We start from the raw sequence: 15602 nt of genomic DNA on the forward strand, positions 1-15602 counted from the left end.
GAAAAGAAGAAATGAACGAACTGACCAACTTCGCGAACCCGGCCGCCAAGCCGGAAACCTTCGACCAGATCCGCATCGGCATTGCCTCGCCGGACAAGATCCGTTCGTGGTCTTTCGGCGAGATCAAGAAGCCCGAGACGATCAACTATCGCACGTTCAAGCCCGAGCGTGACGGCCTCTTCTGCGCGCGCATCTTCGGTCCGATCAAGGACTACGAATGCCTGTGCGGCAAGTATAAGCGCATGAAGTACAAGGGCATCGTCTGCGAGAAGTGCGGTGTCGAGGTTACCGTCTCGAAGGTCCGCCGCGAGCGCATGGGCCACATCGAGCTGGCCGCCCCGGTCGCGCACATCTGGTATCTGAAGTCGCTGCCCTCGCGCATCGGCCTCCTCATGGACATGCAGCTCAAGCAGCTCGAGCGTGTCCTGTACTTTGAAAGCTACGTCGTCATCGAGCCGGGCCTCACCCCGCTCGAGAAGTTCCAGCTCTTGACCGAGGACGAGCTCCTCGAGGCGCAGGACGAATATGGCGAGGACGCCTTCTCGGCGGGTATCGGCGCCGAGGCCGTCAAGCAGATGCTGATGGACCTCGACCTCGAGCAGGAACTGGAAGACCTCAAGCGCGAGCTCGAGGAAACCAAGTCGACGCTCAAGCCCAAGAAGATCATCAAGCGCATGAAGATCGTCGAGAGCTTCATCGAATCTGGCAACAAGCCCGAATGGATGATCCTCGACGTCGTGCCGGTCATTCCGCCCGATCTTCGTCCGCTGGTCCCGCTCGACGGCGGCCGCTTCGCGACCTCGGATCTCAATGATCTCTATCGCCGCGTCATCAACCGTAACAACCGCCTGAAGCGCCTCATGGAGCTGCGCGCGCCCGACATCATCGTGCGCAACGAAAAGCGTATGCTGCAGGAAGCCGTGGACGCCCTGTTCGACAACGGCCGCCGTGGCCGCACCATCACCGGTGCCAACAAGCGTCCGCTGAAGTCGCTCAGCGACATGCTCAAGGGCAAGCAGGGCCGCTTCCGCCAGAACCTCCTCGGCAAGCGCGTCGACTATTCGGGCCGTTCGGTCATCGTGACCGGTCCGGAACTCAAGCTGCACCAGTGCGGCCTGCCGAAGAAGATGGCGCTCGAGCTGTTCAAGCCGTTCATCTACTCGCGCCTCGACGCCAAGGGTCTTTCGATGACCCTCAAGCAGGCCAAGAAGTGGGTGGAAAAGGAGCGCAAGGAAGTCTGGGACATCCTCGACGAAGTCATTCGCGAGCACCCGGTCCTCCTCAACCGTGCCCCCACGCTCCACCGCCTCGGCATCCAGGCGTTCGAACCGGTCCTCATCGAGGGCAAGGCCATCCAGCTCCACCCGCTGGTCTGCGCCGCCTTCAACGCCGACTTCGACGGTGACCAGATGGCCGTGCACGTCCCGCTGTCGCTCGAAGCGCAGCTGGAAGCGCGCGTGCTCATGATGAGCACCAACAACATCCTCTCGCCCGCCAACGGCAAGCCGATCATCGTTCCCTCGCAGGACATGATCCTCGGCCTCTACTACATCTCGATGGAGAAAGAGGGCGAGCCGGGCGAAGGCTCGATCTTCACCGACATGACCGAGGTCCACCAGGCCCTCAACGTCGGTGCGGTCACGCTTCACTCGAAGATCGTCGCGCGCGTGCCGCAGACGAACGAGAAGGGCGAAGTGGAGATGAAGCGCTTCGAGACGACCCCGGGCCGCATGCTGCTCGGCGAGACGCTCCCGAAGAGCCACAAGGTGCCGTTCGAGACCGTCAACAAGCTGCTGACCAAGAAGGACATCGGCGACGTGATCGACGAGGTCTATCGTCACACCGGCCAGAAGGCGACGGTCATCTTCGCCGACCAGATCATGGGCCTCGGTTTCCGCAACGCCTTCAAGGCGGGCATCTCCTTCGGCATGGACGACATGGTCATCCCCGCCGCCAAGGAGAAGCTGGTCGAGGAAACCCGTTCGCTGGTCGCCGATTACGAGCAGCAGTATCAGGACGGCCTGATCACGCAGCAGGAAAAGTACAACAAGGTGATCGACGCCTGGAGCCGTTGCGGTGACCAGGTGGCGACCGAGATGATGACCGAGATCCAGACCATCAAGAAGGGCGAGGACGGCCGCGAAGAGCCGGTCAACTCGATCTACATGATGGCCCACTCGGGCGCGCGTGGTAGCCAGGCGCAGATCAAGCAGCTCGCCGGCATGCGCGGCCTCATGGCCAAGCCGTCGGGCGAGATCATCGAGACCCCGATCATCTCGAACTTCAAGGAGGGCCTGACCGTCCTTGAATACTTCAACTCGACCCACGGTGCGCGTAAGGGCCTCGCCGATACGGCGCTCAAGACCGCGAACTCGGGTTACCTTACCCGTCGTCTCGTCGACGTCAGCCAGGACTGCGTCATCGTCGAGAACGACTGTAAGACCGACAATGCGCTCGAAATGCGCGCGATTGTGCAGGGCGGCAGCGTCATTGCCTCGCTCTCGGACCGCGTCCTTGGTCGTACCACCGCCGAAGACATCATGGATGCCGACGGCGAGAAGGTCGCGATCAAGTCGGGCTCGCTCATCGACGAGAAGATGGCCAAGCAGATCGACGACCTGCAGGTGCAGGCGCTCAAGATCCGCTCGCCGCTGATCTGTGAATCGAAGCAGGGCGTCTGCGGCAAGTGCTACGGGCGTGACCTCGCCCGCGGTACGCCGGTCAACATCGGCGAAGCGGTCGGCGTCATCGCCGCCCAGTCGATCGGTGAACCGGGCACGCAGCTCACCATGCGTACCTTCCACATCGGCGGTGCGGCGCAGCTCAACGAGCAGTCGAACCTCGAAGCCCCGGTCGACGGCAAGATCGAGTTCCGCGACATGCCGACGATCGTCGATGCCAAGGGCCGTACGCTCTCGCTGTCGCGTTCGGGCGAACTGGCGATCCTCGACACCGACGGCCGCGAGCTGTCGGCGCACAAGATCCCCTATGGTGCGCATCTCATCTTCGAAAACGGCCACATCGTGAGCCGCGGCGACAAGATGGCCGAATGGGATCCGAGCTTCTCGCCCGTCATCACCGAGCATGGCGGCGTCGTCCGCTACCAGGACATCGTCGACGGCCGCACGCTGGCCGAGGAAACCGACGAATCGACGGGTATCTCGCAGCGCGTCATCACCGAGGACCAGAACAAGTCGAAGAAGGACGACCTCCGTCCCCGCCTCACCATGGGCGGCGAAGGCGAGGAAGCGGGCGTCTATCGCCTCGCCCCCGGTGCCATCGTCGCGATCGAGGACGGTGCCACGGTGGAAGCCGGTACGGTGCTCGCGCGTATGCCGCGTGAAGCCGCCAAGACCCGCGACATCACCGGTGGTCTGCCGCGCGTCGCCGAACTGTTCGAGGCCCGCAAGCCGAAGGACAATGCGGTCATCGCCAAGATCTCGGGCAAGTTTACCTTCGTCCGCGACTACAAGGCCAAGCGCAAGGTCGCCATTGTCCCCGAGGAGGGTGGCGATCCGGTCGAGTATCTGATCCCCAAGACCAAGATCATCGACGTGCAGGAAGGCGACTATGTGAAGAAGGGTGACAACCTCGTCGCCGGCTCGCCCGACCCGCATGACATCCTCGAGGTCATGGGCGTCGAAGCGCTCGCCGAATATCTCGTCAACGAGATCCAGGAAGTCTATCGACTGCAGGGCGTGAAGATCAACGACAAGCACATCGAGACGATCGTTCGCCAGATGCTGCAGAAGGTCGAGATCACCGAAGGCGGCGACACCACGCTGCTTCCGGGCGAACAGGTCGATCGCGAGGAAATGGACGAAGCCAACGCCAAGCTTGCCCCGCGCAAGAAGAAGGCGGAAGGCAAGCCCATCCTGCTTGGCATCACCAAGGCCTCGCTCCAGACCCGCAGCTTCATCTCGGCCGCCTCGTTCCAGGAAACGACGCGCGTCCTCACCGAGGCCTCGGTGCAGGGCAAGGCCGACACGCTGAATGGTCTCAAGGAGAACGTCATCGTCGGTCGCCTCATCCCCGCCGGTACCGGCGCGGGCATGAACCGCGTCCGCATCGCCGCCTCGAGCCGCGATGCCGCGCTGCGCGCCCAGCAGAAGAAGCTCGCCGAGAGCCTCGCTGCCGCGCAGACCGCCGAGGAGCTCAAGGAAGCCGAAGCTGCCGAGCGTGACGCCGATCCGGAAATCGTCGCCGAAGCGACCAAGGATCCGCTGGACGCGGTGACCCAGTCGGGTGACGGTTCGGACGCGGCCGCCGGCGACTATGCCGACGCGGGCGAAGACAAGGAGTAAGGGCAAGCGGGGCTCCGGCCCCCTCGCCTCTCCGGCCTGATCAAAAAGAGGCCCCGGTGCAGCGATGCGCCGGGGCCTTTTTCTTGGGCCTCAGCCTACGAAAAAGCCCCCCGGGTCGCATCCGACCCGGGGGGCTTTCCTGTTCGATCCTGCGGTGGCCTAGCAGCCGTCGCCGTTGATCACGTCCTCGCCGCATTCGCCCGCCGACTTGATGTCCTCGCCGAGCCCCTGCACCGCGTTGCAGCCGGCCAGCGCGATCGCGCCGCCAACCATCGCGAGGGTAAAGAACTTACGCATTTCATTCCTCCCAAATGCACCCTGTCGGCCCCTCCATAGGAAGCCGACCGCACGCCTGTCCAGCGCCAGATCACCCACCCTCGCGGCGCCATGCTTTCGCATGGATGAACCACGAAAAACCCCGCCCTCCCAAAGGGGAGAGCGGGGCTTTCTCGCAACAGTGGGGACGGCCTAGCAGTCGCCGCCCTTGATCACGTCTTCGCCACATTCACCGGCCGAGCTGATGTCCTCGCCCACGCCCTGCACCGTGTTGCAGGCCGAAATCGCGAACGCACCGGCGACCATCGACGCCATGAGGAACTTGCGGATCATGCACTTTCTCCCTTTCAAGGTAGGGGAAAAACGCGACCCCACCCGAAATGGTTTCCGTTACGGCCCCGCAAAAAGCCTCAGACCGCCACGGGGGCCTTGATGTGCGGGTGCGGATCATAGCCGGAAAAGCTGAAGTCCGAGGATTCATAGTCGAACAGTCCCTGTCCGCGATCCTCGATGACGAGCTGCGGGAGGTCACGCGGCTCGCGGGCGAGCTGCGTGCGGGCCTGCTCGAGATGGTTCGAGTAAAGATGAACGTCGCCGCCGGTCCAGACGAAGTCGCCGACCTCGAGCCCCGTCTCGCGCGCCAGCATGTGGGTGAGAAGCGCATAGGAGGCGATGTTGAAGGGCACGCCGAGGAAGAGGTCGGCGCTGCGCTGGTAGAGCTGCAAGGACAGCCTGCCGTTCGCGACATGGGTCTGGAACAGGCAGTGGCAGGGCGCCAGCGCCATCTGGTCGAGTTCGCCCGGGTTCCACGCGCTCACCACCTGGCGGCGGCTGGCGGGGTTGCTCCTGATCTGGTCGACGAGGCCCTTGATCTGGTCGATCGTCTCGCCCGCAGGCGTCTCCCAGCGGCGCCACTGCTTGCCGTAGACGGGGCCGAGGTCGCCCTTCTCGTCGGCCCATTCGTCCCAGATGCTGACCTTGTTGTCCTGGAGATATTTGACGTTGGTGTCGCCATTCAAGAACCACAACAGCTCGACGATGATCGAGCGCAGGTGGAGCTTCTTGGTGGTGAGAAGCGGGAAGCCCTTCGACAGGTCGAACCGCATTTGCGCGCCGAAGACCGAGAGCGTGCCGACACCGGTGCGGTCTTCCTGTGCGGCGCCCGTATCGAGGATGCGCTGCATGAGATCGAGATATTGCTGCATGGCCCCAGCCTAGGGCGCGGCGTCAGCCGATCAAGCGCTTAATCGCAAGGCTGGATCGTGCTCGGCACGGGCAGTTCGCCGACTACCTTGAAGGTGGCGAAATAGGCATCGCCGCCCTCGAGCTGGCTCATGTCGACGCGCTCGAGGCCCAATGCCTCGAATTCGCAGTCGAGGCGGGCGGGCGGCATGCCGTGGCGCTTCACCGGCCGGTCGGCATCGACGACAACGACGAGTCCGTCCTGCTTGAGTCCCTGCCGGAGGTTCCAGAGGAACTGATAGGGCTCGGTGACCTCGTGATACATGTGGACGAGGAAGATGCGGTCGAAGCTGGCATGGGGCAGCCGCGGATCGTCGGCCTCGCCCAGGCGCACCGCGACATTGTCGAGGCCCTCGCGCTGGACGCGCTGGGCGAGAGCATCGCGCACGGTGGGCTGGATGTCCTGGGCAAGGACGCGGCCCGAGGGACCGACGGCGCGCGCGAGGCGGACCGTATAATAGCCTTCGCCCGCCCCGATGTCGGCGACGCTCATGCCGTCCTCGATGCCGGCGAGCCCCATGACGGCCTCGGCCTCGCCAAGCCGGTCGCGCGCATCCTCGGTCGAGAAACGGTCGGACAGGATGGGGGCGACCGGACGGTCGATCGTCGGGAAACCGTCCTCGTCGACCTGCGGCCCCTGCCGGCACGCGGCCAGCGAGAGCATCAGGGCGCCGAGGAGAAGTTTCCTATTCGACATCGTCATCCTCGACTTCGACCGCCTCGCCGGTCACCCGCTGCGACAGCGCCGCGGCCATGAACTTGTCGAGGTCGCCGTCGAGCACGTCGCCCGGCGCGGTCGAGATGACGCCCGTGCGCAGGTCCTTCACCTGCTGGTAGGGCTGGAGGACGTAGGAGCGGATCTGGTGGCCCCAGCCGATCTCGGTCTTGCTCGCATTGGCCGCATTGGCCTCTTCCTCGCGGCGCTGCAGCTCGGCCTCGTAGAGGCGCGCCTTCAGCTGCTTCATCGCCTCGGCCTTGTTCTTGTGCTGCGAGCGCTGCGACTGCGAGGCGACGACGATGTTGGTCGGGATGTGCGTGATGCGCACCGCGCTGTCGGTGGTGTTGATATGCTGCCCGCCCGCACCCGATGCACGATAGGTGTCGATGCGCAGGTCGCTTTCGACGATCTCGATGTCGATGTCCTCGTCGACTTCGGGATAGACCCAGACGCTCGAGAAGCTGGTGTGGCGGCGGGCCGAGGAGTCATAGGGCGAGATGCGCACGAGGCGGTGCACGCCGCTCTCGGTCTTGGCATAGCCATAGGCATTCTCGCCCTTGAGGAGCAGCGTGGCGGACTTGATGCCCGCCTGTTCGCCGGCGTGATAGTCGACCAGCTCGACCTTCATGCCGCGGCGCTCGGCCCAGCGCGAATACATGCGCTGGAGCATCTCGGCCCAGTCCTGGCTCTCGGTGCCGCCGGCGCCGGCATGCACCTCGACATAGGCGTTATTGGCATCGGCCTCGCCCGCGAGCAGCGCCTCGACCTTGTCCTTCTCGGCCTTGGCGGCGAGTTCCTCGAGGCTCTTCAGGGCCTCGTCGACCATCGACTCGTCGCCCTCGGCCTCGGCCATCTCGATCAGTTCGAGCGTGTCGGCGAGCTCGCGCTCCATCCGTTCGGTCGCCTTGATGGCGGCATCGAGGCGGGTGCGCTCGCGCATGACGTCCTGCGCCGCCTTGGGATCGTCCCACAGGGTCGGGTCCTCGACCTTGTCGTTGAGTTCCTTCAATCGCTTCTTGGCCTTGTCCCAGTCGAGGAAGCGACGCAGGAGGTCGGTCGCGGCGTTGATCTGGTCGGCAAAGCCCTGCGCTTCTGCACGCATGAAGAATTCCAATGTGTTGGGCGCCGCTTCGCGTGCGGTCGCCGGAAAAAGCCGTTCAGGCGGGGATTAGTAAATCCCGCCCTCTCTTTGCAAGAAGTCGCTCTCGTCGGGCTGCGTCTGCGGGCGCGGCGCCTGGCGGACCACCGCGGGGCGGGTGGCGACCTGCGGGGCCTCTTCCTCTTCCTCGCGGTTGCGGAAGGAGCGGCGCGGTTCGGTCTTTGGCTGGAAGGCTTCCCAGATCACCGTCGACAGGCGCTCCTCCTCGCGCGGGAAGGCGCCATAGACGCGCTCGCCCGTTCGGCGGTCGATGCGCACGAAGCTGATGCCCTCGGGCGCGACGAAGGGCGTCTTGGGGGCATCGGCCAGCGCCTTTTCGGCGAACTGGAGGAAGACGGGGCCGGCGACGCTGCCGCCCTGCACCCAGTTGCCGCCCATGTCGCGGTTGTCGTCATAGCCGATATAGGTGCCGGTCACGACGTCGGGGGTGCCGCCGACGAACCAGACGTTGGTCGGGCCCGAGGTGGTGCCGGTCTTGCCGAACAGCGGTCGGTCGAGCTGGGCGAGGCGCTGCGCGGTGCCGCGGGTGACGACGCCCTCCATGACATGGACCATCTGGTAGGCGGCCATCGGGTCGACGAGCTGGCGGCCGCGCTTGGGCGGGCGCGGCATGGCGCTGCCGTCCCAGTCGCCGGCGTTGCAATTTTCCATCGCCGCGCAGCGGTTGTCAGCGCGGAAGATGACCTTGCCGGCGCGGTCCTGGACATAGTCGATCAGGCTCGGGCGCACCTCGCGGCCATGATTGGCGAGGATCGCGTAAGCGTTAACGAGCTTGAGCGGGGTGGTCTCGCCCGCGCCCAGCGCCATCGAGAGATAGGGTTCATATTCGCCGAGGCCGAGCTTTTCGGCATTGGCCATGACCTTGTTGATGCCGGTGTCGCTGGCGACGCGGACGGTCATCAGGTTGCGCGACTGTTCGACACCCCAGCGCAGCGTCTTGGGGCCGGCATATTTGCCGTCGAAGTTGCGGAAGCATTTCTCGCCCAGCGCGGCGCCCTGCCAGACGCAGAAAGGCGCATCGACCACCGTCGAGGCGGGGGTGTAGCCGTTCTCGAGCGCGGTCAAATAGACGACGGGCTTGAAGGCCGAGCCCGGCTGGCGGTTGGCCTGCGTGGCGCGGTTGAAGGAGGAGCCGAGCACGTCGAACCCGCCCTGCATGGCGAGCACGCGGCCGGTGTCGACTTCCTGCGCGACGAAGGCGCCGCCCACTTCGGGGATCGAGCGCAGCGCGAAGCTGCCGTCACCCTCGTCCTTGACGACGATGATCATGCCGGGACGGAACTGGTCGAAGGCAATGCCCCCGCCGCCGCGCACGGGCATGGTGGCGGCCGAACGCGGCAGGCTGGCGGTCTGGCCGCCGACGAAGCCGATGGTTGCCGCGCCGCCGTCCTTTTCGAGCACGACGGCCTTGCGCCAGTCGCCGAAGCCGGTGCCGACATTGGCGATGCGCAGCTGGCTTTCCCAGTCCTGGTCCATGTCGACCGTCATGCCGAGATCGCGCCAGCCCTTGGGGCCGTCGAAGCGCGCCAGCGCCTCGCGCAGCGCCTCGGCGGCCGCGTCCTGCATGACGGGATCCATCGAGGTGCGGACCCACAGGCCGCCGGCATAGATGCTGTTCTCGCCGTCCGCGGCATCCTCGCCATAATCCTCGAGCAGGGCGCGGCGCACTTCCTCGAGGAAATAACCTCCGCGCTCCTCGAACGCCTTGGCCGAACCGGTCGGGATGGCAGCGAGCTCGATGCCCATCGCGCGGTCGCGCTGCGCCTCCGAGATGAAGTCGTTGGCGGCCATCTGGGTCAGCACGTAGTTGCGCCGCGCGGTCGCCCGCTCCTTGTTGCGCACGGGATGGTAGTTGGCGGGCCCCTTGGGGATGGCGGCGAGATAGGCGACCTCGTGCAGGTCGAGCTCGTCGACATCCTTGTCGAAATAGGCACGCGCGGCGGCCTGCACGCCATAGGCGTTGCGACCGAGGAAGATCTCGTTGAGGTAGAGGGCGAGGATTTCCTGCTTGGTCAGCGTGTCCTCGATGCGGAAGGCGAGCACCGCCTCGCGGATCTTGCGCAGCACCGAATAGTCATCGTCGCCCGACAGGTTCTTGGCGACCTGCTGGGTGATGGTGGACGAGCCGCGCGAGCGCCCGCCGCCGGTCACGGTCTTCACCGTGAATTCGCCGATCGCCGCGACAAGGCCCGGATAGTCGATGCCGCCGTGCGAAAAGAAGGTCTTGTCCTCGGCCGAGATGAAGGCCTGCACGACCTGGTCGGGATAGTCCTCATAGGCCAGTTCGACGCGGCGCTGGCGCGCATAGCTGCCGACCAGTTCGCCGTCATGCCCGCGCACCATGGTCGGCAGGCTCGGGCGATAGGCGAGGATTTCCTCGCGGCTCATGGTGTTGGCGGCGGCAAGGAACATCGCCGCCATGACCATGAAGAAGCCCGCCAGCGCCGCATAGGCGCCCCAGCGGAACCAGCGCTTCTCGCGCCAGGGGTCGAGCTTCTCGTGCACGCGCGCGTTGAACGCGACCATGTCGGGGATACGGGCCATGACTGACCCTCTAGCGCCGACCGCCCTGCCTTACAATGAACGGTTCAGCGCGCGGCGCGGCGCGCGAGGTCCGCCTCGATCGCCTCGGCCAGCGCATCGACCAGCGGTGCGCGCCCAGAAGCGCTCGCCAGCCGCGCCCCGTCGGCGGCATTGGTGATATAGCCCGCCTCGAGCAGCACGCCCGGCGTCTGGCCGAAACGCAGGACGAAGAAATTGGCGAACTGGTGCGGGGTCGGGCGCAGCGGCACGTCTCCGCTAGCCTCCGCGCGGCGCAGGATGCGGCGGGCGAATTCGGCGCTCTGGCTCATCTGCTCGCGAAGCGCGAGGTCGGTGAGGAGGAATTCGACCGGCGCATCGGCATCGGACACCACCTGCCCGACCCTCTCGGCCTCCGCCTTGGCGAGCGCGGCGGCCTCGGTGGTCGAGGCGATGTCGGCGAGCGAATAGACGGTGACCCCCGTGGCATCGGCGCTGGGCGCGGCATCCATGTGGATCGAGACGAACAGGTCGGCGCCGAGCCTGCGCGCAAGATCGGCGCGCTGGTCGAGGGTCAGCGTCCCCTCCCCGTCATGGGTCAGCGCGACGCGCACCTGCCCGCGCTCCACCAGCCTTGTCCGCACCTCGCGCGCCATGGCCAGCGTCAAATCCTTCTCGCGGGTACCGCCGACACCGGTGGCACCGCCGTCGCGCCCGCCATGGCCGGGATCGAGCAGCACGAGCGGCGCATCGGGGCGGCTCGCCTCGCTGATCTCCACCTCGCCGATCGCCTCGCCCAGTTCGAGCCGCACGCCGCCGCGCCGCGCCTCGCCGATGAGCGCGGTCTCGGCCCCGCGCCGCTCGGCGGATGCGGGCGCCTCGCCGCGCGGCGAGGCGACCAGCCACAGCCCGCCGAGGACAATGACGGCGATGAGGAGGAAGGCGATGAGCCGTTGCATGGCTCCGCCCTATCGCCCTTCCGCGCTTCGAAAAAGCCCTGTCGGCATGGCGACACCATCTTGTAACCCGCGAATCGCGATGCTACCTCCTGTCTGTCGAACCGGGGCAACCCCCCGCGCTTTCGACCCCGCGGGAGCCGCCCTGGCTCCCCTAAAGAGGTTGACGCTGCATGAGCCATCTCGGCGCCCATCTGACGCACGCTTTGCGGCGGCGCGGCGCGTGGCCCATGCATGCAGACACGCAATTCCAGTCACTTGCGCGCTTCCACCGAATCGGAAGGCGCGCCCCCAACATGCCGGACGAGCGATCCCATATCCTCGCCGGCCGGAGAAACATTGATGTCCACGCGCATGTTGATCGATGCGCGCCACCCGGAAGAAACCCGGGTGGCGGTCGCCGACGGAAACCGCATTCAGGAATTTGATTTCGAGTCCAGCGAGCACAAACAGCTCAAAGGGAATATCTATCTTGCCAAGGTGACGCGGGTCGAACCCTCGCTCCAGGCCGCTTTCATCGAATATGGCGGCAACCGTCACGGCTTCCTCGCCTTCTCGGAAATCCACCCCGACTATTACCAGATCCCCAAGGAAGACCGCGACCAGCTGCTCGCCGAAGAGGCCGAGCATGCCGCCGAGGAAGCGCGCCTGCGCGACGAGGAAGGCGATCTCGAGCCGGTCGACGGCCATCACGAGGATGACGGCACCGACGACCGTCCCGCCGAACCCGACGAGGAAGGCCTCGCCTCCGACGCCTCGCCGGTCGACGACACCGCGGTCGAGCAGGTCCGCAACAAGCGCCGCGCGCTGCGCCGCCGCTACAAGATCCAGGATGTCATCCAGCGCCGCCAGGTGCTGCTCGTCCAGGTCGTCAAGGAAGAGCGCGGCAACAAGGGCGCCGCGCTGACCACCTACCTCAGCCTCGCGGGCCGCTATTGCGTCCTCATGCCCAACACCAGCCACGGTGGCGGCATTTCGCGCAAGATCTCCAACGGTGCCGATCGCAAGCGCCTCAAGCAGATCATGTCGGACCTGAAGCTGCCGGGGTCGATGGGCCTCATCGTGCGCACCGCCGGCCTGTCGCGCACCAAGACCGAGATCAAGCGCGACTTCGACTATCTCGCCCGCCTGTGGGACGAGATCCGCGAAAAGACCCTGAAATCCGCCGCCCCCAGTCTCATCTATCGCGACAGCGACCTTGTGAAACGCGCCATCCGCGACCTTTACAGCCGCGAGATCGACGAGGTGCTGGTCGAGGGCGAAGACGGCTACAAGGCAGCGCGACGCTTCATGAAACTGCTCATGCCGAGCCATGTGAAGCGTGTTCAGCAATATGACGACCCCACCCCGATCTTCCAGCGCTACGGCATCGAGGACCAGCTCGGGGGCATGTACAACCCGACTGTCCAGCTGAAGTCGGGCGGCTATCTGGTCATCAATCCGACCGAGGCACTGGTCTCGATCGACATCAACTCGGGCCGCTCCACCAAGGAGCATAATATCGAGCAGACCGCCTTCCAGACCAACCTGGAAGCGGCCAAGGAAATCGCCCGCCAGCTCAGGCTTCGCGACATGGCCGGCCTCATCGTCATCGACTTCATCGACATGGAACAGAATGGCCATGTCCGGAAGGTCGAGCGGGCGATGAAGGACGCGCTGAAGACCGATCGCGCGCGCATCCAGGTCGGGCGCATCAGCTCCTTCGGCCTCCTCGAGATGAGCCGCCAGCGCCTGCGCACCGGCGTGCTCGAGGCCTCCACCCACGCCTGTCCGCATTGCGACGGCACGGGCCTCATGCGCACCGCCAGCTCCTCGGGGCTTTCGGCACTCCGCATGATCGAGGACGAGGCCGCGCGCGGCAAGGGCACGACAATCACGCTCTGCGCCGGTCGCGAGGCCGCCATCTTCCTCTTGAACAAGAAGCGCGCCGAACTGGCCGAGGTCGAGGAACGCTATGGCGTGACCGTCGAGGTCGAGATCGACGAGAAGTTCGAGGGCGCCAAGATGCGCGTCGAATCCAAGGGCCCCCGCCCCACCGACCGCCCCAAGAACAAGCCGATCGTCGACGTGAAGCCCGAACCCATCGAGGACGATGAGGACGTGGAAGAGGTCGAGGAGGCAGAAGACGCCCGCGACGAGGAGGAAGATCGTGAAGATCGTCCCAAGCGCCGTCGTCGCCGTCGTGGCGGGCGCGGACGCCGTCGTGGCGGTCGTGACCGTGACGAGGACCGCTCGGAAGGCGGCAACGAGGACGAGGGTGAGCCCTCCGACGCGGTGAAGGCCGACGCCGAGGCGCCCGAAGAGGCTGCCGAGGAAGAGGCCAAGCCCAAGAAGCGCCGTAGCCGCTCGCGCAAGAAGAAGGACGAGGGCGACACCGAAGGCGACGCCGCGACCGAAGACAAGGCGGAAGAGGCCAAGGCCGAACCCGCCGAGGCTTCGGACGAGGAGGAGGCGCCAGCCCCCAAGACCCGTCGCCGTCCGCGCGCCAAGAAGGCCGATGCCGACGCCAAGGGTGATGAACCCAAGGCCGAGAAAGCCAAGGCCGACGAGACCGAGGAAAAGCCCGCGCCCAAGAAGCGCCGCACCCGTGCCAAGAAGGCCGACGCCGACAAGGCGAAGGACGAGGCTGGGGAAGAGGCCGGGGAAAAGGCCGCCGACAAGGCGCCCGAAACCCCTGCGGAAGAAGGCGAGAAGCCCAAGAAGCGTCGCACTCGCGCCAAGAAGGTCGAGGACAAGCCCGACAGCGGCGAAGGCCCCGCCGAACCGGCCGCCGGCTCGGCGACCACTGCCGCCGGTCGTCGCCCGCGCGCCAAGAAGGCCGACAAGGCCGAGGCGCCGGCCGAGGCGAAGACCGAGACCAAGGCGGCGGCGGAGCCTGCCCCCGCGCCCGCAACCGAAGGCGCGGATGATGGCGACAAGCCGGCCCCGCGCAAGGGCTGGTGGCAGCGCACCTTCGGCTAACGCCGGAGCACCGCATACCGCATGAATAAGGCGCCGCATCGGGTCCGTCCCGATGCGGCGTTTTTCATGGACGGTTCACCTCGCGGGCGGCAAGGTCGCCACTATGACGCGGCTCTCCCAACGCTTCACCGCCGTCGCCGCGCTCCTCGCGCTGCTCTCGGCCCTCACCGTCCGCCCCGCGATGGCGCAGCAATTCCTGCGCGATGCGGAGACCGAGGCGCTGTTCGAGGATATCGCCGCCCCGCTGGTCGAAGCCGCGGGCATGCGGCCAGGCAATGTCGAATTCGTCCTCATCAACGATGACAGCATCAACGCCTTCGTCGCGGGCGGCCAGCGCGTCTACATCCATTCGGGACTGATCGCCTCGTCCGACCATGTCGGGCAGCTGCAGGCGGTCATCGCCCACGAGCTCGGCCATGTCGCGGGCGGGCATATCATCCGCCTCCAATCGGGCGCTTCCAACGCCACCGCCATCTCGATCGCCTCGCTGATCCTCGGCGGGCTGGCGATGGCCGCCGGCGGGGGCGAGGCGGGCATGGGCGCGATGATGCTCGGCCAGCAGGTCGCGATGGCGCAGTTCCTGTCCTTCAGCCGCACGCAGGAAACCAGCGCCGATATCGCGGGCGCCACCTATCTGTCGAAGGCCGGCCTGTCGGGCCGCGGCTCGCTCGAATTTTTCAAGAAGCTGCAGAATCAGGAATATCGCTACGCCATCCCGCAGGACAATGGCTATGCGCGCACCCACCCGATGTCGAGCGAGCGCATCTCCTATCTTACGAACCTCTATGAAGAGGATGCAGCGTGGCAGAACCCCTATGATGCCGACCTCGAGGCCCGCTTCCAGCGCGTGAAGGCCAAGCTCATCGGCTATCTCGACCCGCCGCGGGCGCTGCGCGACTATCCGCGCGGGCAGGACAATGAGATCGCCCATACCGCCCGCGCCTATGCCTATCACCAAGGGGCCTATCCGGCCGAGGCGATGAGCGAGGTCGAGGCGCTGGTCGCGGCAAATCCCGCCGACCCCTATCTCCTCGAGCTGAAGGGGCAGATCCTCCTTGAATCGGGCAAGCCCGTGGAAGCGCTCGACCCGCTGCGCCGTGCCGTCGAGCTCGCCCCCGACGAGCCGCTCATCGCCACCACCTTCGGCCACGCGCTCATCGCGACCGAGGATGAAAGCCATTTCGCGGAAGCCAAGCAGGTGCTTCGACGCGCCGTCGTGCAGGACGAATATAACCCCTTCGCTTGGTACCAGCTCGGCATCATCTACGACCGCGAGGGCGACAGCGCCCGCGCCGCGCTCGCCTCGGCAGAGCGCTTCCACATGCTTGGCCAGCACCGGCTGGCCTTGTCCTCCGCGCGCATGGCGATGGGCGGCATCCCGCAAGGTCCGGACTGGCTTCGCGCGCAGGACATTGCCATGGTCAGCGAGCATGAACTGAAAAAGGCCGGCGAGGAGATTCGATAGT

10 protein-coding genes are annotated in these 15602 nt (G+C 66.0%); 3 read left to right on the top strand and 7 right to left on the bottom strand.

The genetic code is table 11. The features are described 5' to 3' along the window. The first annotated feature begins 11 nt into the window (after window positions 1–11). Window positions 12–4304: a DNA-directed RNA polymerase subunit beta' gene (gene rpoC / locus NUW81_RS04390; RefSeq protein WP_245110733.1), complete on the top strand. Its 4293-nt coding sequence runs from the start codon at window positions 12–14 to the stop codon at window positions 4302–4304. 159 nt (window positions 4305–4463) lie between these two features. Here rpoC and NUW81_RS04395 read toward each other — a convergent pair whose 3' ends face one another. The 7 genes from NUW81_RS04395 to NUW81_RS04425 all read right to left on the bottom strand — a co-directional run bounded on the left by NUW81_RS04395 (window position 4464) and on the right by NUW81_RS04425 (window position 11178). Then, window positions 4464–4601 carry an entericidin EcnAB gene (locus tag NUW81_RS04395; protein WP_245110735.1) on the bottom strand — a complete coding sequence of 46 codons (138 nt, stop codon included), beginning with the start codon at window positions 4599–4601 and terminating at the stop codon, window positions 4464–4466. 171 nt (window positions 4602–4772) lie between these two features. Further along, window positions 4773–4913, bottom strand: a complete 141-nt coding sequence (locus tag NUW81_RS04400; RefSeq protein WP_245110737.1) for an entericidin A/B family lipoprotein — start codon at window positions 4911–4913, stop codon at window positions 4773–4775. Window positions 4914–4990: 77 nt separating this feature from the next. Further along, a complete protein-coding gene (locus NUW81_RS04405) occupies window positions 4991–5785 on the bottom strand; it encodes a thymidylate synthase (RefSeq protein ID WP_245110740.1) in 795 nt (264 codons plus the stop codon). 38 nt (window positions 5786–5823) lie between these two features. Continuing rightward, window positions 5824–6519, bottom strand: coding sequence for a class I SAM-dependent methyltransferase (locus NUW81_RS04410; RefSeq protein ID WP_376741960.1), 696 nt, complete (start codon window positions 6517–6519; stop codon window positions 5824–5826). Further along, window positions 6509–7642 carry a peptide chain release factor 2 gene (gene prfB, locus NUW81_RS04415; protein WP_245110744.1) on the bottom strand — a complete coding sequence of 378 codons (1134 nt, stop codon included), beginning with the start codon at window positions 7640–7642 and terminating at the stop codon, window positions 6509–6511. The genes NUW81_RS04410 and prfB overlap by 11 nt, the downstream gene beginning before the upstream one ends. A gap of 66 nt (window positions 7643–7708) precedes the next feature. Beyond that, the gene (locus NUW81_RS04420) at window positions 7709–10243 is read right to left on the bottom strand and encodes a penicillin-binding protein 1A (protein WP_245110747.1); all 2535 of its coding nucleotides are present in this window, start codon (window positions 10241–10243) and stop codon (window positions 7709–7711) included. Between the two features lie 44 nt (window positions 10244–10287). Continuing rightward, the gene (locus tag NUW81_RS04425; protein WP_245110749.1) at window positions 10288–11178 is read right to left on the bottom strand and encodes an N-acetylmuramoyl-L-alanine amidase family protein; all 891 of its coding nucleotides are present in this window, start codon (window positions 11176–11178) and stop codon (window positions 10288–10290) included. 339 nt (window positions 11179–11517) lie between these two features. On the opposite strand from NUW81_RS04425, the gene NUW81_RS04430 reads away from it, so the two are divergent. Further along, window positions 11518–14136, top strand: a complete 2619-nt coding sequence (locus NUW81_RS04430) for an Rne/Rng family ribonuclease (protein ID WP_245110751.1) — start codon at window positions 11518–11520, stop codon at window positions 14134–14136. Window positions 14137–14239: 103 nt separating this feature from the next. Then, entirely contained in the window at window positions 14240–15601 is a 1362-nt protein-coding gene (locus NUW81_RS04435) for a M48 family metalloprotease (RefSeq protein WP_260508535.1), read from the top strand. Window position 15602: the final 1 nt, after the last annotated feature.

The organism is Sphingomicrobium aestuariivivum, assembly GCF_024721585.1.
Lineage (GTDB): Bacteria > Pseudomonadota > Alphaproteobacteria > Sphingomonadales > Sphingomonadaceae > Sphingomicrobium > Sphingomicrobium aestuariivivum.